The organism is Vibrio sp. ZF 223 (assembly GCF_003050585.1).
GTDB classification, from domain to species: Bacteria; Pseudomonadota; Gammaproteobacteria; order Enterobacterales; family Vibrionaceae; genus Vibrio; species Vibrio crassostreae.
Genome location: NZ_PIGB01000001.1, coordinates 80,805 through 101,536 on the forward strand (window position 1 = coordinate 80,805; position 20,732 = coordinate 101,536).

Consider the following 20,732-nt stretch of genomic DNA (forward strand, 5'->3'; position numbering starts at 1 on the left):
GATTATTCTTCTTTCCCATCATCTATTTTGAAATGCTCGAAACCTTCGTCAGAGAAGATGATTACGCCCTTTCGGCCGTGTTCTTCATAAGGCAAAATAGTTTCGTCTAAGTTATCGATACCGTCTTTCAAACTTAAGTCAATTTTATCTGTCAAGTTGATCACTGTTTTCTTCTTTGCCTTCACATCTGTCATGTTAATTTGAAAGTGAGGGTCAAATGCATGTTTCCCTTTTTTCTTAGCAGGAAGCTTTAGCAGCTCATCTGCAAAGTCTTTTGCCACAAACTGTTTATCTAATGCTTTGTGCTGACCAAAGACCGTCTCAACTAGCTCATTATAAACAACCGTTTGACCGTGGTTGTTTCTTAGATAAGTGATCAAGTGGTTACGTAACGCGGTATGATCTGCTTTAAAGCCATCTCGCTTTACTTTTTTGAGAGCACCATCAATCGCATTAAATGCATTGGCTGTATTTACATTATCAGATCTTACTGGATATACATCCAGAAATTTTATCCAAAAAGCATTTGCTCTTGATACAAGTAAGCTAGCAGGTTTACCTGATTCAAAACGAATAAGTGCGGTATTTAGAGCTTTTTTCTCTGTAGGTAGGCCATATTGATGTTCGAAATCTACAACACTTGCGAACTCTTCTTGCTCCATTTTAACTAACACTAGGATATCAACGTTAGCTTCAGGTGGTTTGCAATGAATAAGCAGTAAACTACCAGGCGTAACCTTTTTATCTAGATGCTCAATTCGCTTTTGAGATACTTGTTGCGCATCTAAAAGGGAAGCTGATGACTCTTCACACAACACCTGCCAATGAGGCGTATGCTCAAGATATTTAAGAAACTCTATTTCAACTGAAGATCCTTCATTAAAAATAAATTCTTGAGTATTTTCATTATTCTGAGTGTGTGCAACCGCCAATTTAGCAAAGTCTTGAAAATTAGCACTAGAGTTAGCATTACCCACAAATTTTTTGTACTCACCAGTTTCAATGAACAGGTGGTAACAACTTGTATTCATATATTTCATCAGCTAGCTATCCACATTTATTACTATAACTATCAATAAAAAGGCGACCCTGAGGTCGCCTTCGCTTTTCTAAATCACCGCCTTCATGACGGTGGTAACAACTTTCCCGATTACCGCGAACTCGTCGAGTTTATCCTCATTCACGATAAACGAATCATATTCTTCTTTATTGTCTGAGATGACTTTATAGCCCTCGGCCATGATGTCGTACTTCAGGCGCTTTATGTAAACGTGCTTACCAATACGAACAACATAAACACCGTGCTTTACTGGGTGATCGAGTTCTCGGGTATCGACTAATACTTCATCACCGTCACTCAAAGTGTCTTCCATTGAGTCACCTTGGCAAGTAATGATACGAGCAGTCTCTTCGTTTAACCCGAAACGATGTAGCCACTGACAGGGAACAAATTCAGTTCGTATTTGATACTCAGCCGTATTCTCTGCTCCCCAACCACAGGCAGCATAAACGTTATAGACTGGAACTGGACACATATCTAATTGGTGAATTAATCGTGACTCCGCGATATTAGGCAGGTGAATCAATTTGCCCTCACCCACCAACAACTCCAGATTTTTCTTAGCTTCAGAAATCGCTAGATACTCAGCACGAGCTTCTTCAGAAGCTTCCTTCCTTGCTTGCACTGTTACGCTCTTTACGTGCTTCTCAGCAGCTCTCTTAAGAGTTGGGTCGATTTCACTAAATGAAGGTTCACCTAAACTCAATAATGCTTCCGCTTCACCTTTATCGGTCACATATTTTTGAATCAGTTGGTTTTTTACATCAATATGGAAATTAGAAATATGGTACTCAAAAGCCCGTCCATTTCCTGACGCCTTTCTTTTCAACCAATTGTTTCTTCTAGCTTTTTGGCTAATACCCACAATGGTATTAGGCATCCCTTCCAAGCCTAACAACTCAGAACTAACAAACCACTCTTTCATAAACCCTAATAAACCACTTGACGACAAACCAATTGGATCGTTTAATCAACCCCAACAAACCACTTTAAACCAGAGTTACTAAACTGCGATAAACCACTTAGAACGCAGATAGTGATTCAAATGAAACTATAACACGTCAATCTGTTAGAGAAAATGAGGATAACTATATGAGCATGGATATTCACTACGGGCTTCAAGCAATGTTTGGTAAGCCGATTGTCCAATTAAGCGAAGTTTCAGAAGCATTTTTCGGAATGAAGTATGCGACGGCTAAAGCCAAGGTTAGCAGCCATGAATTCCCTATTCCTGCCTTCCGTCTTCACGAAGAAAGTGAAGCTAATAAAGGTACAAAAGTTCCGTTGTTGATTCGAGTTAACGACCTTGCTGATTACGTTGTAAGAAAACACGAGGAAGAGCGAGCAAGGATGGAATCCATCTACGGAAAGTTTCATCGTCATTAATAGCCACCTTCGAAGCTAACCACTTTTCTTATGTTTCATAGTGAGTATCAGACATGGAAGTGAACCAGACAATGTGCGTCTTTTTAGCGGATGTACAAGAACAGTACAACGAAGCATGCAGCTTGTTTCGAGCACGACACCGTAACGAGCTAACAGACATAGCCAAAGCTTGTGGCCTTCGCTCAAACATGTTGCGTAACAAGCTGAATATCGAGCAACCGCACGTACTTTCTTTACCTGAAATGATGGCAATTTCTAAAGCTACGGATGACTACGTAATTTTAGAAGTTGTACTTCGCCAGTTAGGGCTAGTGACCGCTCATATTCCTGAGGGTGAAAGAGAAACGTTTATTAAACGTGCTCTAGACAACTCTGTGCTTGCTGGAGAGATCTCTCAGCTCGCGTTAGACACGGCAGGCCAAAGAGCCCTGCCTCGCTCAACTCGAAACTCAATTATCAAAACGGCACAAGCTGGTATTAGCAACTTAATGCTGCTCATTAACGACCTAGAAGACCGCACAAGTGGTGCACACCCTTTCTTATGTATGGGTGTGGACTTGTTAGCCAACGGTGCACCTTTACCCGGTCTTACTTAATTACGGGGTGTAATTATGAAAAAACCATTTATAGCGATTCAAATCAACTCATTGGAAGAAGCACTCAACATCGAGAATGTTGCGGCACTCACTATCACTAAGTATCAAGAGAACGAAGTGGAAGGCCAAGAGCAATTGCAGAATAACTTGATCGCAATGTGGCGCGGCATTCACAAGCAAGCGGGTGACGCTCTCGACCAGTTCAAGGTTTACCAGAAGGAACCAGTATGAAAACTCTACTCAAAACCATCACTTCAGGTGAAGACAAGATTTATGTCTACGAGGCTGGGTATGTCGAAGGCGTGAAAGCTGCTCAAGCTTATTTAGCAGGCCCTGACGGATGGGGAGCTTCTATGTACTTCCCTTTGTATAAGGTCGAAGACTTCGCTCAAAACCAAGCTCAGGTTGCCAAGTTCCTTGAGCTTGCCAAGGGGAAACTCGGGATGGAGAAAGATCCATGCAATACGTACCTCACCAATAACTAATTTTTTAGGATCAATAACGTCATGAGTAATCTCGAAAATCACCTCTTTGAGCAATCATTTGAACTCATTGCACAGCGCTTTAGTTCAAGTAGCACAGAACAACAGCATGAATTGCTATGCCAATTAGATGCAATTGCTAAGAAGCAAACACCCATTGAAATACATCGTTCTCAAGCTGACGTATTAGCCGATATTAAAAATGCAATGGACGGTGAACGTGCTCGTTTGTTTTTCGGACATTCATTTCCTAGTTGGTATCGCAACGGTTCGATCGAACAAGTTTCACAGCTTCACCACTGGACGAGCTTAGATATGGGTAACCGCCACCTGTTTCTTGAAATGCTTAGTCTACGTGACCTAGGGCACTTTGATGATGAAGCGTTATATCAATTCGAACAGTTTTGTTTGTCATCTGTGGGGACGAAGTGATGCTGAGTTATATAGCGATAACTTTGAACAGCGGTGGCGGCGTGGTTCGTCACGCTGAAACCAATGAGGTAATGAACCTTCACTTAGGCGAGTTTGATACGCCAAAACTTGCTATTGAGTCAGCATGTGAGGCGTTGAACTGCGAACACGTTATGAATGGCGTGATCATAAAAGGCAATCACACTGGCGGTCACATGATTATGGACACACAGGAGTTTAGCGAATTATGAGTGACGTTACTTTTAGACCTGCTAAATCGACGGCTGACTTGCCTATCACTTCTCCAATACACAAGCCCTGCCCTGATATGGCAGGCATGGAGAACCCAGATCCAAAGAAACGAGAGCGAGCGCGCTTTTTAGTGTCGAAGTTGCGCGAAAAACACGGCATTAAAAAGCGTGTTAAGGGCAACTCTCAGCCAATGAATTATGTGTGTAGTGAAAACGGGTGCGCTGAACCTTGGGGCTCGGTAAGTAATGCGAATCCAGGGGATGTGAAGCAATAAGCGATGAAGATTGAAACTCTGTACCATGTGGCCGGAGCCGTCCGGCCTATTGATGAAGTTAAAACTGCTAATGCCAGCTATGAAGCTGGTTTTTTAGGTTCCAAAATTCCTCACTACACAGAATACGAGCAACAATTGCTCGATTCTGGCGTAGTTAAATCTCTTCCTGTTTACGACCGTGTTTTTAACCAAAAATCAAAGCACGTAACAGATGTTAAGTTGGCAACTGAACACTTCAAAAGGCTAAATTCAAACTCCAAACCCGACCGCGAAGCGGCGGCCGAAAGGCCGGAGACACTAGGCTTGTCCAAGGGCGCAAAAGTCCGACACGAGAAAAAGCGCTTAAAGTTGGCTCGAATCAACAAGCGTGTGAAGGTTATTGGGCAGCCCATTGGCACCAAGACAGAGCTTGATAGCCGAATGGGCCATGAAAGCTTTGATGCGTTATACGTAAGTACAGAGCGAAATACCGCGCGAGTTTTGCCACTGAAGCATGAGAAAAGGCCCCCTTTCGAGAGGAAGCTTTCCCCTATCTCTCTTCAACTGCAAAAACGAGACTGGTCTGGACAAATGCGTGCTCAAATTGTTACCCAGACGCCTGCAGGAAATGCACCCGAGGCTAATTCGGGTACTCGTTATACGGAAAAACTAACACCAAAGAGCGTTTCTAACATGTTCGAGAGCGGTGCATATGTTGCTCAATGCCATGAAGGGTTTACTACATTTCTAACTTTGACTTTTACACCGGCACAACGTCACGCCATTTTTGGCGCAATGGACGAAGGCATCGATGCTGACGGCCCATTTACTCCAATAGAGTTTGAACGAGATACCGGTGATCTTATTCCTGGCAAAGACGGCCTGTATACACAGTTACCCAAACAACCATTCAAAATCATTAAACCACTCGATACCAGTATTGGGCGCGAAACTTCCCGCTTTCTCGATGGCAGCAAAAAGATGTTTCACCGAGGTTGGTACACCGAGGATGGTGACTACGTTCCTGGGCAATTCAAAGCGAAGCCTTCACCCTTTGGCCCTGATAGAGAGAAAGCTGATTTCCATTATATGTGGGTAGCCGAAAGCCCAATGAATGAAGATGGCGAACCCAACCCGCACGTTCACTTATTGTTGAAATGGACGGTCGATAAAAAGCATTTCAAAGACTGGGCTAAACGTTTGGAGTCGCTATGGGGTCATGGCATGGCTCACATCGAAAAAATTAGACAGCCGAAAGCAGCCAGCACTTATCTCATTAAAGCGGTGGGCTACGCGGCCAAAGGTAATAACGCTGACCAAGGTTTAATTAAGGGGAATCGTTACAGCATAGCAAGAGTCTCACGCGCACCAAGTTGGGAAACTCTCGCATCATTCGAAGCTGACAATATCACTGCTGTTATCCGTGAATTGGGTTACAAGCTTGAGCAGTGGAAAAAGCCTTTGCTACGAACTATCTCACGTATCAATAAGCAAAAAGCTCAAACCGTGAAAGCGTCGAGCATCGCTAAGCAACAAGGCAAGCCTGAAGATCACCTTAAAAAACTGCAGTCGCGAATTATTCGCTTAGAACATGCGGCCAAGAAAACCACGCAAGAAATGAAGTCACGCCAAATGCATGCGTCTAGTGGTAACCGGTTCTCGATAACTTTTGACGGCGACGAAGCCAAAGAACGGATGGATAACTTCTTGATGTGGGCAGCTGGTGCTAGGGGTTGGTCGATGACATGTCGTGATGTGGATTGTAGCGACTTAAAACAAGCAGCAGATGAAACTTATCAAGCGCAATATCATCACTTCTTAGAACGACGGGCTTATTGGCGCTCGGTTCTTGGCGAACCTTACATACCCGAAGAACCCGATGAGGATGAAGTGAGTTATTGGCAAAGTGCCAAAGCAGATTATTTAGAAGGGAGATTACAATAATGCTAATGCCATGCCCAACATGCGGATGCAAAACCCGAATTGTTACTTCACAAGAAATGTCAAACGAGACAAGGAAAGCCTACTGGCAGTGCCTCAATTTTAACTGTGGCGTTCGCTTTCATACGCTTACTTCTGTAGAGGGGATTATCGACTCTGTTGGAGTGCCGCCAGATCCAAAGTTACAACCAGAGCTGTGCAAAGGTGATGTGAACCAAATCGATATCTTTGAAGCGGAACAACCAAGCACTTAAACCAGAAGTCTAGACTACGGGTATTTTGTATAAATGAACCTTATTCCTAAAAAACGCCTTGATGCTTTGCTTGAAGTGATCTCAAAAAGAGATATGCCAGAACAAACTCGCAAAGCTGTGAAACTGGTATTCGAATCTGGTTATTCATACGAACTGGCTTCGCTAAGATCGGATGTATCGAGCAAACGCGTGTCATTGGCGGTTCGAAAACTGAACCAAATGGATGACATACTACTAAAATCCTATAGAGCACAGTAAATATGTTTATTGGCTTGTAAATACTATATTTCATATGTGAGTATTGATGCTTAATATTTTAAATCGCGAGATAGCAAATGTATTGGTGGGTTAATCACAAGCAGACACATAAGGAAGAGATTGGTGGGGGTTATATCTGGTCCCCTAAAAAGAATACTAATGGAGCCAAAAACAACAGCTATGACAATATGCCTAAAACCTCAGTCGGAGACATTGTTTTTTCGTTTGCTAACGCTGAAATCAAGGCTGTAGGAACAGTTGTAGAGCCATGCCTATCATCTGGGAAACCAGATGAATTTGGTAGCAAAGGTGACTATTGGGATCATGAGGGATGGCTAGTAAAAATCAAATGGGACATGCTTGAAAGACCCTTTAGAGCTAAAAAACATATATCCCAAATAGCCCCGTTACTTCCTGAAAAATATTCACCAATACAACAAAACGGTAATGGGAATCAGAGTTGCTATTTGGCGAGTATTACTCCCGAACTCGCTAATGTGCTTTTGGACATTTCGGGCTATACGAAGCAAGAAGATTATTTGGGCTTTGATGAAGATATTGAGGGCCAAGAGAATCGAATTGCAGAGCAGCTTGGAAGCGAAAATACAATAAGCGAAACTGAAAAAGAACAGCTAGTTAAAGCGCGTCGAGGTCAGGGTAAATTTCGACAGAACTTAGAGCTAATTGAATCTAGCTGCCGTGTCACCGGCCTATCAGACAAGCGTTTTTTAATCGCAAGTCACTCTAAACCGTGGCGCGTATCTACAAACCAGGAGAAGCTGGACGGGAACAATGGTCTATTATTATCGCCCCATATCGATAAGCTATTCGATAAAGGCTGGATCAGTTTTACTGATGAAGGCGACCTTCTTGTTTCTGAAGAATACGTGAAGGCAATTCTATCGTCTTGGGGAGTCGCTTATCCGTTAAATGTAGGTAAATTCAACGCAAACCAAAGAATCTATCTTACATACCATAGGGAACATATTTTTAAGCTATAGCTTAGAAAAATATAAAGCCCCTCTATTTAGACAAAACGAACGATCACGATCTCGGACGATCTCTAAATCCCCTATCTAAAACAGCCCTCGATGTAGATACATCGGGGGCTGTGTTCCAATACAACTACCGAAATGAAATGCGGTTCTAAGATCGCATAATTGCAGTGTGGAATTTTGGTGTGGAGGGGTGGGTGAGTCCGAACAGGGCCTGAGCGCCCTACTCCATCACTCATTTTATTCTCGCTGCCTAATTCTGATTTTCTTCTGTAGTTGGTGGCTTTTTGATGTGGGAACGACAGTACGAGCACGCTAGATGGAATGGGCTTAAGCTCAACATCCTCTCGACCGCCTTTGATGGTGGTAAGCGCTTGCAAGTGAGCGAAATCCCCTACGCGGACCTACCACACATCAAAGTCATGGGAACAAAAGCCCGTACCTACACAATTGAAGCGGTGTTCGTTGGCTCCAGTTCTCTGGCTGATGCCAATGCCCTCATGGAAAACCTAGAAGCAAAACCAACGGGTGAGCTAGAGCATCCTTGGTTGGGTGAGCTGCCGCTTGTCTTTGAAGACGTATCCCAAAGCATCAGTACCAAGAAAGGCTTAGTCACGCTGAGCCTGAAGTTTGCTCGCGCTGGCTCTTCCCCTTCAATCACTGCACCGATTTCCGTTCGTACAAAAACGCAGGCCAACATAGTCGAAAGCTTGTCGAAACGTTCTTTCGTAAAAGAAGTAAACGGCTTGGATGTATCGGATATTCATAGGGTTCAGAGTGATGTCACCAGCTCATTGAACGTGTTGGTCGACATCACCAACCGTTTGAACCTCGAAGATGAAAACCTTCAAGACATTAACTACGCCATCAATAAAGCATTCTCGGCAGTGAGTAGCCTCAGCACTAACCCAACTGAGTTCGCAGATCTGTTTTCTACGTCTGTGGATGCGGTGGCCGATGGTGTTCAAGCTGAGCCAAGCTCAAGCAATGAAGCGGTAGACAACTCGCGCAGTGCTCAAGCTTTGCTGTTAAATGAAGTCAAACCGGACACGCCAACTCAGCACCACAATGTACAAATGGTGACGGGCGCGGTGAAGATGAACAAAGACATCACGCACCTAGAGAAAGGCGACCGCTTTGATATTACGCAATCGGCTAAGCAGCCTGAAACCATCAAGAGTGATCTGTCTACTTTGATTGTCGGTATCGAAGAGCGCATCAAAGAGACCACCCAGGTGTCGACGCTTGAAAGCATTGAGCTATTCGACGCAGTCACGACATTGAAAAGCAATGTGAAGGTTCAGCAAGATAAGGTGGTCAGCGGTACTGCGCCCCATAGAACGGTGCAGTCACCACGCTTTCAATCTGCGCTGACGATTGCACACGATGAGTTCACTCAAGAAAAAGTCATCACGAAAATGAATGCACTGCAGCACCCGCTTTTCATTCGTGGTGACATCGCCGTGAGGGATGTGTCATGAACACGCTAACGATGCACATCGATGGCAAGCAGCGTGCCCTCTATCAAGCGAATCTCAACTACTCCATTGAACAGCTGGCCCACACGTTCAGTTGCTCAATTGAGCCTATGAGTATTGAAAGCCCGTTATCGGTCGAGTTCTTCCTTAACGATAAATCTATTCTGATTGGTCAGGTTGATGGTGTGGATTCCAATACCGATTCAAGCGCTCACGCTGTTTCCATTTCTGGCCGCTCGAAGAGTGCCAACATGATTGATTCACGCATCACGATGGATGCACTTTATAACTTGAACGTGGAAGAGCTACTTCGTCATATCGCCAAGCCATTTGGTTTGAAAGTGAAAAGCCTGGTGAAGAGTATGCCGGTCATCCCTGAGTTTCAGATAAATGCAGAATCACCCGTAGAGAACGTGGCGCAATTGATTCGAGAGCAAGGCTTTATGTTGGTTGAGCGCAATGGCGTGTTGATCATTGAAAACACCGCGCATGCAACTATCAGCAATATCGGTCTAGAAACGGGCAACAACATCGACAGCCTGAACATCAAGCGCACCTTCAATCAGCAATTTCACACCATTGATGTGCAAGGCCAGTGGGATGACGCAAGCGCACAGGTCATCAATCCAAACGTCGATAGTTCACGCACTATGGTGATCACCTGTGACCAATTACAAAACCGTGAAGCTTGCCTGTCTCGCGCTAGATACGAGCGCAACCTTGCCATTGCTCAAAGCCTGACTGCATCAAGCACGATTGCCGACATCTTCCCTGAGTTGGCCATTGATGGGTTAAACCGAGTGATTCGAGTGGCAGACCAAGAGCAAAGCTTTAGTGAAATGTTGGTGATCAAGTCGCTTGGCCTATCAGTGTCTGAAAGCTCTACGGAAACTTCGATTGAGTTGTTTAGACCGTTTAAGGAGCAAAGCTATGTCTAGTGCTCTGCAGCAACAACAGCGATTAATGGCCAGAATCAAAAACGTGATTGGCACCGGCACAGTCACAGGTGCCACCACAGGCCGATTACAAATTAAAACCGCAACAGGTCGAACCAACGACAAGATAAAACGCGTGCACAACTACGGGTTTATGAGCCGTCCATTACCAGGGGCGAAAACTTACAACCTGTTCATTGGTGGAACCACATCTCGCGGCATCACCGTGAACGTAGAAGACGAACGCCATCAAATAGATTTGCAGCCTGGTGAAGTCGCGATACTTGACGACAAAGGCAACCTTGTTCATTTCACGCAGCAAGGCATCAAAATAAACGCCTGTGCAAAGTTAGAAGTGATATCGGCGCAAGAAACCACAGTGAACGCAACAGCTGTGAACGTTACTGCCCCTAAGTCCACGTTTTCCGGTGATGTAGAAATAGGTGGCAATTTGAAAGTCACGAAGAATGCTAATGTCACCGGTTCTGTGGGTGGCGCGTCCGGTACGTTCGGCGGTGTCAAAGTTGAAAAGCATGACCACGACTACACAGACGACGGGACAACCAGAACCACCAAGGAGCCAAACAAAGGATGAGCCATTTCAATTTAACCGCCCTGACGGCACCACTCAACTCTAAAGAGGGATTAACCCATGCTGTTCTGCAGAGTGTTTATAACTATGCCGAATCGACTCAAAACGATCGCGCCCGTATGGCAAGCAATGAGCGCGGCGGCACTTGGAGCAATGAGTTGATAAACGTGGTCGGCTCTCGTGATTGGACGCTCAAGCGAGCAAAGCTCACAGACGAAACGTTAAGCCTCGCTAAACGGTTTTGTGAAGAGTCGCTCGCTTGGCTCATTACCGACGGCCACGCCAAAGCAGTTGAAGTCTCAGTATGGCGAGAGAAGCCAAACCAAATGGGTCGCAATGTGATGATCACCCTAACCGATGGATCTCAGTTTGATGTTCCACTTTCAGAGGTTAACCAATGAGTACACAACGAAGCCTAGATAGTCTGATTGCTCGCGCGGAAGCCAATCTGGTATCTGAAACGGGGCAAAATAACCCTGCGACCAAAGCGATAGCCGCTGCCATTGCTGGCGTTAGCTATGGGCAATATGGTTATCAAGATTTGCTCTTTAGGCAGCTACATCCAGAGACTTGCTCTGAAGAGTGGTTATACCTACACGCCAATCGTCATAAAGCCCCTAGATTACTGCCCACGTTCGCAACGGGTCGAGTCCAGTTCACTGAACTTGGTGGCACGGTGGTGATCAAGAAAGGCACCCGTTTAACGCATGCCAACCACGAGTACGAAACCACCAAAGAACAATACAGCAACGTCCCCGTTGATGTCATTGCACTTGAATCTGGCGTAGATAGTAATCTTTCCGAAGGTGCGGTGCTTACGTTAAGCGAAGGACTAAGCGGTATTGACCCAAACCGTGTGCTTTCACTTGGCATTGGCGGAGGCGCTAATATTGAAGAATTAGAACACTGGCGAGCGCGTGTCATCGTAGCATTTGAAAAGAACGAGCTGATTGGCAAAGCGGCGGATTACGAAGTGTGGGCGGTATCGGCTCACTCGGATGTGGATTTTGCTTGGGCGCTTGATAACATCCCACAGCGAGGCATGGTGGAAGTGTATATCGGTGCGCGAGAAAACAACCCAACGTTAAACGCTGAAGTGGTCAAGTTAGTGCAAAACACGTTTGAACAAAATCGGCTTGCAGGTTGCCACCCATTTGCTCACCTACCAGAGCAAGTGCCACTCAATATCGAGATCCAAGGTATTGAAGACCAAGATGTACGAGACGATGTGGTCACGGCACTCGAAAACTTAGTGAAAGAGAAAATGGGCAACATCGAGCCGACAACTCAAAAGCCGGAATCCATCACCAACACAGAAATTGTCTTAACTATCTCTACCGTGACCAACAACTTTATTGTTCGCTCTCCAGTTGGAGAAGTCGCCATTGATAACAATCAGATACATGTATTAGGAGGCGTGACGTGGACACCTCCGACTTAATTATTGAATACAGTGCCGGTGATTTTGAAGTCGCCTATCGTGGGCTATTACCCAAAGGCGAATATTGGCAAGACACCGAGAACCTAGAGCTTGCCAGCACCATTAAAGGTATTGCCAAAGACTTCAAGCAAACCCATGACGAGATTGAGTTGTCGCTACTGACTGAGTTTGAAGAGCAACAATTTGGCTGGAAGATTTCAGACTATCAACGGCTCTTGATGACGATGGGTTCAAACGGTGTCGTGTATGACGAGGTCGCAAGCCCAAACCTCATCAAAATAGACCTGTATAGCTACAGCAATGACGCGGCCTTTAAAGCGTTAGAAGAAAAGCGACTGCCGCACACCGAGTTTCATTGGAATTATCCGTTTGATGCGAAGACACAATTTGAACTGGCTACTGCCTTAACTATGAAGCCAGAGTTTAGCTCTCAGCTTGAATTAGAAACTGAAGCCCCCTTTCTGTGCTGCACCGCCATAACTTGGCAACTTGAAATAGGAGACACCGAATGAGCACACTGCAAGCTATTCCGACTCAGCACGGAATAGATATTTTAAACGGTGAGCTGAAAAATACTGTAACCAAGTATCGGCTCATTGGTGCGTTAACCCATGACGCACCAAGTGAATCATTGTATTCATTCTACGAGGACACTATTGAAACCAGTTACTACGATGACAATGGCGTTTTAACCTTTATCTTAAATCTGCCAATTGAGATGCACTTTGATGAGTACCTGCATCAAATCCATGTACTTGATAGCAGCAATCAAGCCGTGATCGAGTGCTCGACACCCAAAGTCTCCTTACCGAAAGGCATTGGCGGTATGGTCACACTCAAAGCAGCCGTTTCAGGTGAAGCTGGGCAAGTTATTTTCAAACACAGTGAGTTTGTCACTGAAACTGAATTGAATGAGCTACACCTAGCGCCGATTAAAGCGGCACTAGCAAACATGGTGGGAATGATAGGAGAGTTTCATCATTCCGGAGAAAAGCCCGCTTGGATTGACCTAAAAGGCGGAGAGCTATCGAGGACTACCGATAAACTGCTTTGGGATTATGCGATGGCTGCTGGAATGGTAATCGGACAAGCAACAAAAGACGCCGATCCAATGACTCATGCTATGAAGTTTGGTGATGGCGATGGGGCAACCACTTTTACTCTGCCAAATCATCATTTAGGACATTTTGTACGGGGTGCTCTAAATGGTATAAATCATGGTACAACTCAAAATGATGCCATGAGGAATGTTACTGGCCGCCTATGGGCTGGTGATGATGATCATTCAACTAAACTGTCTGTTTCAGGTGATGGTGTATTCTCAGTTACCACTGATTCTGAAACTAGATACCCCAATCTAGATGGTGTTGGCGGTGGGTATCGCTATGCAGGAAGGAACGCTATTTTTGATTTATCGAGAGTTATGGAAGTAGCGAATGAAAACCGTCCATACACAGCAAACCTTTCGATTAAAATTCACCGAGGCTGGATGCAATGAGAATAGCTTATCACTACGATTACAAAACCTTCATTTATCAGGGTGAGAGTCAAATCCATAAAGTGGCTGGATATGATGAATATATCTTGCCTCAGTTTTCTACTTGGGTTGCTAAACCAGTTTTTGACGAAGAAGCCGAACAAGCCAAGTATGATGTCAAGAATCAGAAATGGCTTGTTGAGCTAAAGCCAATTCAAGTGACGGCTTACCATAAGAAAACTCAGGAGCCGAAAGTATTTGCCGATGCTTCTTTAGTGTCAGACGAATACACGTTTAAAAAACCATCAACGCAATGGGAGGTGTGGGTTAACGATGCTTGGGTAACGAACGAAAGTGATAAATATATTGCTGAGTATGACCAAGTCGATAACGTTCGCCGTAGTCAATACGTTCAAGTGTGCGACCCCTTGTTTGCTGAAGCCAACATCAAACGCCTACAGGGTTTTGAAGATGACGCACGAGCAATAGAGGCTCAAGCCTTAGCTGCCCGTGACAAAATCCAAACCGAAACCCCATGGCCAACACCACCTGCCAACTAACGACCAAACCCAGTTCCTATGCTGGGTTTTCTCTTCCTGCTCTCTGAACTTCTATATCTCTCCACTAGAAATGCCATCAGTCCCCTTTAAAACTCAACGAGATACACTGCTTATGGGGCAACAAATCAATTAGCCATAAGAGAGAAATCAATGAATGAATCAGAGGCAAAGGCACTCGTCGTATCACTACTCGATGTCACAGGCCTAAAGAAAATCTTAGCCTCCGTTAGTGCAACCCTATTAAGTTTTGGTGTGAATGACGTACTCCAAGTTGTGTCTGTTGCGGTTGGTATTGGCGCCGGTATTATGGCCATTCGTCACTATGCAGTAGCGACCAAACTCAACCAGGCACAGCTTGATAAACTGAGCTCTCATGAGGATGGTAAGGCATGAGTATAAAAACTAAAACGATACAGGCGGTGGCGTGCTCTGTTGCCTCCGTTCTTGCCATTGTTTTTACCATTGATTCAGAGCTTAGTACCAGTGAGCAAGGCCTCAGCCATGTCGCGAATGAAGAAGGTTGCAGACTCAAACCCTACCAATGCAGTGCCGATGTTTGGACAGCTGGACTTGGGCACGCCCAAAGCGTCACCCCAGACATAGTGATCACCGAACAACAAGCGGCTGAATATTTCGTTGAAGATATCGCAACTGCTGAGCGAGTGGTAAACAAGCACATAACTCAAACCGCTAGCCAAGGTGAATACGACATGATGGTGAGCTTTGTATTTAACCTTGGCGCAGGCAACTTTACACGCTCCACCTTACTGAAGAAGTTCAACCGAGGTGATCATGTAGGAGCATGTAACGAGTACCCAAGATGGGTGTTTGTGAATGGTAAAGACTGCCGACTCAAGCAAAGCAACTGTGCCGGCATTCCTAAACGCAGAACCAAAGAAAAAGACGTTTGTTTGAGTGGATGGTGATCATGTTAAACCAATATCTAACTTTGTTTAAAGCCATCGCCTGTGCTGCCGTTCTTAGCGGTGTTGCTTATTGTTCGTATGACTACGGCGTAACCACCACTGAGGTGAAAGCCTTAAAAGCGCAAAATGTCCTATGGGACAAAGTAGAGCAAAAACAAAACGAGGCTTTTCAGCTCGCCGTGAAGCTTGCGAACCAAAAGCCTGATATTCGAATTGAATTTCGAGAGATAGAAAAAGAGGTGATCAAGTATGCTCAAAAGAACAATAATAAGCAGTGCGTTGTTAATGATGCTGAATGGATGCACATCCGCGCCCAATCAGTGCGAGCGCATAATCGAGCAATCGGTATTCAGCAACCCTCCACCGTCCCTGATGGTACCGCCAAAACCGCTACAGGTTACGAGCGAGACGCCGAAGTCTTAGCCGAAGATGTAGCAAACCTGCAAACCTGTGCTGAAAATGCTCAGAAGCTCTTATCACTACAAACTTGGATAAGAGCGCAGCTTCAACACAAGCTGCAATAAAGATAAACCTTTCAGTACTCAATACTAAGCCGCATCCAAACGTTTATATTCTTTAGGGGTAATGATCGGTTGCCCCACAACATCATTCAACTCTTGCATCATATCAATGAGCGGTAGCAGTTCGTTCTTGTGGAACAGCCAATCGACCTTGTTCAAATCGAGTGACGTAATACTCTCACGTCGAATGCTCATCAACTCGATTGGCACACGGTGAACCGAAAGCACCTCGTTCATGGTTTGGTTCTTCACTTCTTTGTAAGAGTCTTTGGCCTCCACCTGACCAATTGGTTTGAGCTCTGGGGCTTTGGTGTCCTTACCTTTGGCATTCACAAACAAGTTTTTAAACGCCATCCCTTCTTGAGCTTGCAGCTGCTTCTTAATGGCCTTTTCTTGTTTCTCTGTCATGGTTGGCTCATTCATATACAACAAGTAACCAGCATGGTTACCGTTACGGTAGTACTGACGACGAAACAAGGTGGCATCATCGTTCAGCCAGATAGACGTCAAAGAGCTAATGTGACTCGGCAAACCATACAGCTCTTGAGCAACGTCATAATCACCCAAATAGAACACTTGATTAGGTTTGTAATTAATACGCCCTTCATCATCGTAAGCTCTTGGTTTATACGTCCAACCCAAGTCTTCACGCCTACGCATGTAAAGTGTCGGTAAGTGCTTGAGCTTAATGACTTCGCCTAAACCTCTGTAATCACGAATCACCTGAAGGTGAGCACCGCCAAAAGTGAGGTAGTCTTGAATAAAGCGCTTTGCATCTTGGCGTGAGAGTAATCCACTCAGCGCAATGGCATGCATTAACGTATTGCGCTTAAACTCAATCGCACTCGAATGCATCGGGTTCGTGCGCAGTGCCTTGGCTAAGGTGTCGAGTGCAATCGGTGGTTCGTATAAACCATCAACCAACGCCACTTCTAAATAGCTGAGAATGTCGCTGTTCATCACGCTCACGGGGTTAGAAAATTCAATCTCTATCACTTGGCCTCTCCAAAATTAGGCTAGAAGAACTCGACACTGGTGTTGGTGTCATTGTTTATATCAATCGGCTCCCAACGCATTACATGCATCGAAGCCCATGCTAAATCGGCATGAGAACCAATTTTGCTGCGGTTGGAAACAAAGGTGATTTGGTTACTCACCTTAGTGGTTTGCTGGCGAATCATTAAGAACGAGTGAACGAGATCATCCCATTCTGCTTCAAACTGTAAGCGGCCACTGTTAATGATTTCTCTCGACTTGTAGGCCATCAGTCGTTTCACTTCGGGTGAGTAATCTAGCTCGACCAGAGCTGGGTAAAACTTACGAACCAGCTCAGCGGTAGCCGAGCCTACGCCACTGGTATCCATGGCCATGTACACCACATTGTATTTCTCAGTAATGCCGCGAATGGTGTCGGCTTGTTGCTCATAGCTGGAGCCTTTAAGGCGAACCCGCTCAATAAATCGGAACACGCCGCCTTTGCGTCTAGGCTTCAACGCCACCACTAAGCCCGCATCATCCGAGCTTTCACCCGTACCGCCACCTCTTGGATCATAACCAACCAAAACTTCTGTGTTACCCACTGGCCTTGCTTTCTCGTGGTCGACATCTTTCCAAAGTGAACTGTCTGCCTTACACGCCAGTAGTGCTTTCAGTGAGAAGAATGAAGCGCTGTCGTCCAAAAACTTACAACGCAGTAGGTTGTCGAAAATCTCTTTAACCGGATATTTACGCTTGAGCTTATCCATGTTGAAGAAAGTCGCGCCTTTCTTAATCGCATCATCCACCGTGATCATTTGACGGAAGATAAAATCAACACCCAAAGCGCCGGCTTTTAGCGCCTTGTGGCTTATATCAATGCCGTGCTCTTTCTTGCCTTGCCATTTTGGGTAGGCTTCATGGGCCATGGTGGAAGGTGTTGAAATATAAGTGGTGCGGAACTGCGATTGCATCGACATACCGCCCGCGTAATTATCTAAATCCGCAAAGCCCGGGATCCAAAACACTTCATCCCAATACATGTGGCCGTTAAAACCTTGAGAGGTCGCTACGTTGGTGGACATAAAACCAAGGTTCGCGCCATTGCTGAGCTCGATGTCGTCCTTACCTTTTAAGTCAACTTCGCCAATCTCTAGTGCAAACTTACGAATGTAGTTCTTGAAGATATACGACTGCTTTTTCGACGCAGAGATAAACACCTGGTTGTCGCCAGTCAGCACCGCATCTTCAAACGCTTCAAAAGCAAAATAGAACGTAAGACCAATCTGACGCGATTTAAGGTAAAAGCGCACTTCATTGATCACATCGTTTTGCTTATGGCCATGAATGTCCTTTTGGTATTCGAAGAAGGTTTTCTCGCGATATTCGTCCAACATCTCTTTGGTGATGTGGGATACATCGTTCTTCGTCTTATTTGGCTTACGACCACGCTTTTGCTCGCCATCGTTTCGGCTAGCTGGTCGGTTGCGCCTTTGCTCTGCTTCATCACGTTTGAATTGCTGTTCGAGCAACATCTTGAGCTCACGCTCTTGGCTCTCAAGCTTTTGGTCAACCCACATCAAGTAAGCAATGCGCTGTCTCATCATTAATTCGACGGGCGCGTCATCCCTCAGCGTTTTCCAATCAAACTGAGTTATCCATTTTTGAACCGTGCGTGTGGCTACGCTAACCGCTTCTGCAATTTCAGCAGGCTTACGTTGGCGTAAAAACAGTCCCAAAGCTTTCGTTTGGTCGGCGGTATATAGCGGTTCGCTAACAACATTATTTTCCATGTTTGCATAGTGCTACAGCGCTTGTGATTACTCAGCTTGAACGATTTCTATATCAAGCGTTTAGAACTAGGACAAATACAAAAAGGCGGAGGCATTGGGTAAATTGGAATCATCGAATTTAGGAGAGTTTAGGCATGTTCCAATCAGAGCTAATTTGTATTTTACAGGCAGGAGCAACTATTGATGGTCGAGTCATTGAGCAAAAAATCATTGATGAGATTGCAGAAACTTACAACCCAGAAGTTTATACAGCTCGAATCAATGCAGACCATTACCCGTGGAGTAACAAGTACGGCTCTGTCCTATCTGTAGAAAAGAAAGAAGACAAGCTATTCGCCGTACTGAAACCAAACTCAATGCTTTTGCGTATGGCTGAGCAAGGCCAGCTTTTACATACCTCATGTGAGTTCTATGAAAAGTTTGCTGACACAGGGAAAGCCTACCTGACCGGATTGGCCCTGACTGATGAGCCTGCATCGTTAGGTACGACACAGATTCAATTGTCGGCTAACAGCAAAGATAAAGCGTGTGTTCCAACGAGCTTTCAAATCACCTTGGAACAACTCTCTAAAAGCACCGAGGAAGAAGAAGCCTCGATGTTCAATACATTTAAACGCTGGCTTAAGGGCGAAAGTGAACTTGAGCAGCTCTCACAACAACAGGAAGAAGACGACATGAGTAAAGAACTTGAAGAGCTACTCAAGCAAAGCATTGAGCAAGGTAAAGAAAATCAGCAACAACTCAGCCAGTTAAATGAGCAAGTTGAAAAGCTGAACACCAATGGTAAGCCGCCGGAGCAACCTGGTGAGCCTGAAGAAAGTACGGATGTCACCGAACTAAAAGACCAGGTAGAGACTTTGTCTTCACAGGTAGAAAGCCTAACAGGTCAAATCGAAAAGCTCAGCAAGCTAACCGATGAAGAGCAGCGCCAGTTAGCAGGTCAAGACGGCGAAGAAGAGCAATACCTATAAGGCATTCTTGCTCACCCATTTACGAATTCAAATAGGCAGAACAATGGAAAGAAATACAGAAGTAAAACTGAGTGCTTACATCAAGAAAGTCGGTGAACAAAATGATGTTACTGATGCGACTCAAAAGTTCAATGTCACACCCAATGGCGCGCAAAAGATTATTGCGCAAATCCGAGAGGGGAGTTGGTTCTTAGGAAAGGTCAACATCGTACCGGTTAAGCACCAAAAAGGTGAAGCAATTGGCCTTGGTGTAACAGGCATGATTGCTAGCCGTACCGATACCTCTGGTGATGGTGAGCGTAAACCTCAAGATCATTCAAGCACTGACTCAATGCCATACATGTGCGAACAAACCAATTTTGATACTGCAGTTCGTTACGAGAAGGTTGACGCTTGGGCGCATGATAAAAACTTCAGTAGAATCCTGTCCACTGAAACTCGTAAGCAAATTGATTCAAATAAAGTCACCATTGGTTGGTATGGCGAACGAGTCGAGAAGACAACCAACCGTAAGACATCCCCACATGGTGAAGACGTTAATATTGGCTGGTATCAAGCCATGCGTGCTCACAATGCAGCTCGTCTGATTTCAGAAATCGTTGATGGCTCTAGCGTCATTCGTATCGGTGAAGGCGGTGATGGTTCAGTAGGTAAAGAGAAAGGCGATTTCGTTAACCTTGATCTAGCGGTATTGAATGTAAAAACGCTGCTTCACCCTGCTTGTGAAGATGACAGTAACTTAGTTGCAATCATTGGCTCTGACTTACTTGGCTATGACAAAGCCAAGTTCTACGAAGCGCACGGTAATACGCCAAGCGAAAAAGGCAAAATCCAAGAGCTGCAAGTCATTGGCTCTTATGGCGGTCTGCCTGCTGTGAAAGTACCAGGCTTTCCTTCAACGGGCATCATGGTCACCAGTTACGACAATCTATCCATCTACATTCAAACAGATTCTATTCGTCGCTCTGTTGGTAAGAAGAACGACGCCAAAGACCAAATTGAAAACTTTGAGTCGATGAACATGGCTTACGTGATTGAAGAGCTAGGTAAAGCTGCAGCGATCGAGTTCAAGAACGTGAAGCTATGGATTAACGGGGGTTGGTATTAAACCAACCGCTAAACACTAACACCCCCTCAATGCAGGCTCTATTGCTATTTCAGGTGCGCTTTGGTGC

The 20,732-nt window shown here is 45.1% G+C and carries 28 protein-coding genes; 24 read left to right on the forward strand and 4 right to left on the reverse strand.

Going from position 1 to position 20,732, the window contains the following annotated elements:
• Window positions 1-2: 2 nt before the first annotated feature.
• Window positions 3-1,040, reverse strand: coding sequence for a nucleoid-associated protein (locus CWO13_RS00305; protein WP_108082311.1), 1,038 nt, complete (start codon window positions 1,038-1,040; stop codon window positions 3-5).
• A gap of 69 nt (window positions 1,041-1,109) precedes the next feature.
• On the reverse strand, window positions 1,110-1,985 hold the full coding sequence (locus CWO13_RS00310) for a helix-turn-helix domain-containing protein (RefSeq protein WP_108082312.1): 876 nt from the start codon (window positions 1,983-1,985) through the stop codon (window positions 1,110-1,112).
• A gap of 167 nt (window positions 1,986-2,152) precedes the next feature.
• On the opposite strand from CWO13_RS00310, the gene CWO13_RS00315 reads away from it, so the two are divergent.
• The 22 genes from CWO13_RS00315 to CWO13_RS00420 all read left to right on the forward strand — a co-directional run bounded on the left by CWO13_RS00315 (window position 2,153) and on the right by CWO13_RS00420 (window position 15,821).
• Window positions 2,153-2,446 carry a pyocin activator PrtN family protein gene (locus CWO13_RS00315; protein ID WP_004737271.1) on the forward strand — a complete coding sequence of 98 codons (294 nt, stop codon included), beginning with the start codon at window positions 2,153-2,155 and terminating at the stop codon, window positions 2,444-2,446.
• A 53-nt stretch (window positions 2,447-2,499) separates the two neighbouring features.
• Window positions 2,500-3,042: a phage regulatory CII family protein gene (locus CWO13_RS00320; protein ID WP_108082313.1), complete on the forward strand. Its 543-nt coding sequence runs from the start codon at window positions 2,500-2,502 to the stop codon at window positions 3,040-3,042.
• Window positions 3,043-3,057: 15 nt separating this feature from the next.
• Window positions 3,058-3,273, forward strand: coding sequence for a hypothetical protein (locus CWO13_RS00325; protein WP_108082314.1), 216 nt, complete (start codon window positions 3,058-3,060; stop codon window positions 3,271-3,273).
• Entirely contained in the window at window positions 3,270-3,527 is a 258-nt protein-coding gene (locus tag CWO13_RS00330) for a hypothetical protein (protein WP_108082315.1), read from the forward strand. The genes CWO13_RS00325 and CWO13_RS00330 overlap by 4 nt, the downstream gene beginning before the upstream one ends.
• Window positions 3,528-3,548: 21 nt before the next feature.
• Window positions 3,549-3,956, forward strand: coding sequence for a hypothetical protein (locus CWO13_RS00335; protein ID WP_108082316.1), 408 nt, complete (start codon window positions 3,549-3,551; stop codon window positions 3,954-3,956).
• A complete protein-coding gene (locus CWO13_RS00340) occupies window positions 3,956-4,186 on the forward strand; it encodes a hypothetical protein (RefSeq protein ID WP_102461686.1) in 231 nt (76 codons plus the stop codon). Before CWO13_RS00335 ends, CWO13_RS00340 begins: the two co-directional genes overlap by 1 nt.
• Window positions 4,183-4,461 (forward strand): hypothetical protein, encoded by a 279-nt coding sequence (locus CWO13_RS00345; protein WP_016785360.1) that lies wholly within the window; start codon window positions 4,183-4,185, stop codon window positions 4,459-4,461. Before CWO13_RS00340 ends, CWO13_RS00345 begins: the two co-directional genes overlap by 4 nt.
• Before the next feature lie 3 nt (window positions 4,462-4,464).
• Complete coding sequence (locus CWO13_RS00350; RefSeq protein WP_108082317.1) at window positions 4,465-6,384, forward strand: rolling circle replication-associated protein; 1,920 nt, start codon at window positions 4,465-4,467, stop codon at window positions 6,382-6,384.
• The gene (locus CWO13_RS00355; RefSeq protein WP_108082318.1) at window positions 6,384-6,635 is read left to right on the forward strand and encodes an ogr/Delta-like zinc finger family protein; all 252 of its coding nucleotides are present in this window, start codon (window positions 6,384-6,386) and stop codon (window positions 6,633-6,635) included. The genes CWO13_RS00350 and CWO13_RS00355 overlap by 1 nt, the downstream gene beginning before the upstream one ends.
• A 33-nt stretch (window positions 6,636-6,668) precedes the next feature.
• Complete coding sequence (locus CWO13_RS00360) at window positions 6,669-6,893, forward strand: hypothetical protein (RefSeq protein WP_108082319.1); 225 nt, start codon at window positions 6,669-6,671, stop codon at window positions 6,891-6,893.
• A gap of 77 nt (window positions 6,894-6,970) precedes the next feature.
• Window positions 6,971-7,894, forward strand: coding sequence for an HNH endonuclease (locus tag CWO13_RS00365; RefSeq protein WP_108082320.1), 924 nt, complete (start codon window positions 6,971-6,973; stop codon window positions 7,892-7,894).
• A 284-nt stretch (window positions 7,895-8,178) separates the two neighbouring features.
• The gene (locus CWO13_RS00370; protein ID WP_108082321.1) at window positions 8,179-9,369 is read left to right on the forward strand and encodes a DNA circularization N-terminal domain-containing protein; all 1,191 of its coding nucleotides are present in this window, start codon (window positions 8,179-8,181) and stop codon (window positions 9,367-9,369) included.
• A complete protein-coding gene (locus CWO13_RS00375; RefSeq protein ID WP_108082322.1) occupies window positions 9,366-10,304 on the forward strand; it encodes a phage tail protein in 939 nt (312 codons plus the stop codon). Before CWO13_RS00370 ends, CWO13_RS00375 begins: the two co-directional genes overlap by 4 nt.
• Window positions 10,297-10,896 (forward strand): phage baseplate assembly protein V, encoded by a 600-nt coding sequence (locus CWO13_RS00380; protein WP_108082323.1) that lies wholly within the window; start codon window positions 10,297-10,299, stop codon window positions 10,894-10,896. Before CWO13_RS00375 ends, CWO13_RS00380 begins: the two co-directional genes overlap by 8 nt.
• Entirely contained in the window at window positions 10,893-11,294 is a 402-nt protein-coding gene (locus CWO13_RS00385; RefSeq protein ID WP_108082324.1) for a phage GP46 family protein, read from the forward strand. The genes CWO13_RS00380 and CWO13_RS00385 overlap by 4 nt, the downstream gene beginning before the upstream one ends.
• Window positions 11,291-12,334: a baseplate J/gp47 family protein gene (locus CWO13_RS00390; RefSeq protein ID WP_108082325.1), complete on the forward strand. Its 1,044-nt coding sequence runs from the start codon at window positions 11,291-11,293 to the stop codon at window positions 12,332-12,334. The genes CWO13_RS00385 and CWO13_RS00390 overlap by 4 nt, the downstream gene beginning before the upstream one ends.
• Window positions 12,316-12,846 carry a hypothetical protein gene (locus tag CWO13_RS00395; RefSeq protein WP_108082326.1) on the forward strand — a complete coding sequence of 177 codons (531 nt, stop codon included), beginning with the start codon at window positions 12,316-12,318 and terminating at the stop codon, window positions 12,844-12,846. The genes CWO13_RS00390 and CWO13_RS00395 overlap by 19 nt, the downstream gene beginning before the upstream one ends.
• Window positions 12,843-13,832, forward strand: a complete 990-nt coding sequence (locus CWO13_RS00400; protein ID WP_108082327.1) for a hypothetical protein — start codon at window positions 12,843-12,845, stop codon at window positions 13,830-13,832. The genes CWO13_RS00395 and CWO13_RS00400 overlap by 4 nt, the downstream gene beginning before the upstream one ends.
• Window positions 13,829-14,371, forward strand: coding sequence for a hypothetical protein (locus CWO13_RS00405; protein ID WP_108082328.1), 543 nt, complete (start codon window positions 13,829-13,831; stop codon window positions 14,369-14,371). The genes CWO13_RS00400 and CWO13_RS00405 overlap by 4 nt, the downstream gene beginning before the upstream one ends.
• Window positions 14,372-14,521: 150 nt before the next feature.
• On the forward strand, window positions 14,522-14,764 hold the full coding sequence (locus CWO13_RS00410) for a hypothetical protein (protein ID WP_108082329.1): 243 nt from the start codon (window positions 14,522-14,524) through the stop codon (window positions 14,762-14,764).
• A complete protein-coding gene (locus CWO13_RS00415; protein WP_108082330.1) occupies window positions 14,761-15,297 on the forward strand; it encodes a lysozyme in 537 nt (178 codons plus the stop codon). Before CWO13_RS00410 ends, CWO13_RS00415 begins: the two co-directional genes overlap by 4 nt.
• Window positions 15,298-15,299: 2 nt before the next feature.
• The gene (locus CWO13_RS00420) at window positions 15,300-15,821 is read left to right on the forward strand and encodes a hypothetical protein (RefSeq protein ID WP_108082608.1); all 522 of its coding nucleotides are present in this window, start codon (window positions 15,300-15,302) and stop codon (window positions 15,819-15,821) included.
• Window positions 15,822-15,845: 24 nt separating this feature from the next.
• On the opposite strand, the gene CWO13_RS00425 is transcribed toward CWO13_RS00420, so the two are convergent.
• Complete coding sequence (locus CWO13_RS00425) at window positions 15,846-16,814, reverse strand: phage portal protein (RefSeq protein WP_108082331.1); 969 nt, start codon at window positions 16,812-16,814, stop codon at window positions 15,846-15,848.
• Window positions 16,815-16,834: 20 nt separating this feature from the next.
• Window positions 16,835-18,586, reverse strand: a complete 1,752-nt coding sequence (locus CWO13_RS00430) for a terminase large subunit domain-containing protein (RefSeq protein ID WP_108082332.1) — start codon at window positions 18,584-18,586, stop codon at window positions 16,835-16,837.
• A gap of 134 nt (window positions 18,587-18,720) precedes the next feature.
• On the opposite strand from CWO13_RS00430, the gene CWO13_RS00435 reads away from it, so the two are divergent.
• Together CWO13_RS00435 and CWO13_RS00440 are read left to right on the forward strand one after the other, a co-directional pair.
• Window positions 18,721-19,557, forward strand: a complete 837-nt coding sequence (locus CWO13_RS00435; RefSeq protein ID WP_108082333.1) for a GPO family capsid scaffolding protein — start codon at window positions 18,721-18,723, stop codon at window positions 19,555-19,557.
• 43 nt (window positions 19,558-19,600) lie between these two features.
• Window positions 19,601-20,665 carry a phage major capsid protein, P2 family gene (locus CWO13_RS00440; RefSeq protein ID WP_102363880.1) on the forward strand — a complete coding sequence of 355 codons (1,065 nt, stop codon included), beginning with the start codon at window positions 19,601-19,603 and terminating at the stop codon, window positions 20,663-20,665.
• The last annotated feature ends 67 nt before the right edge of the window (window positions 20,666-20,732 follow it).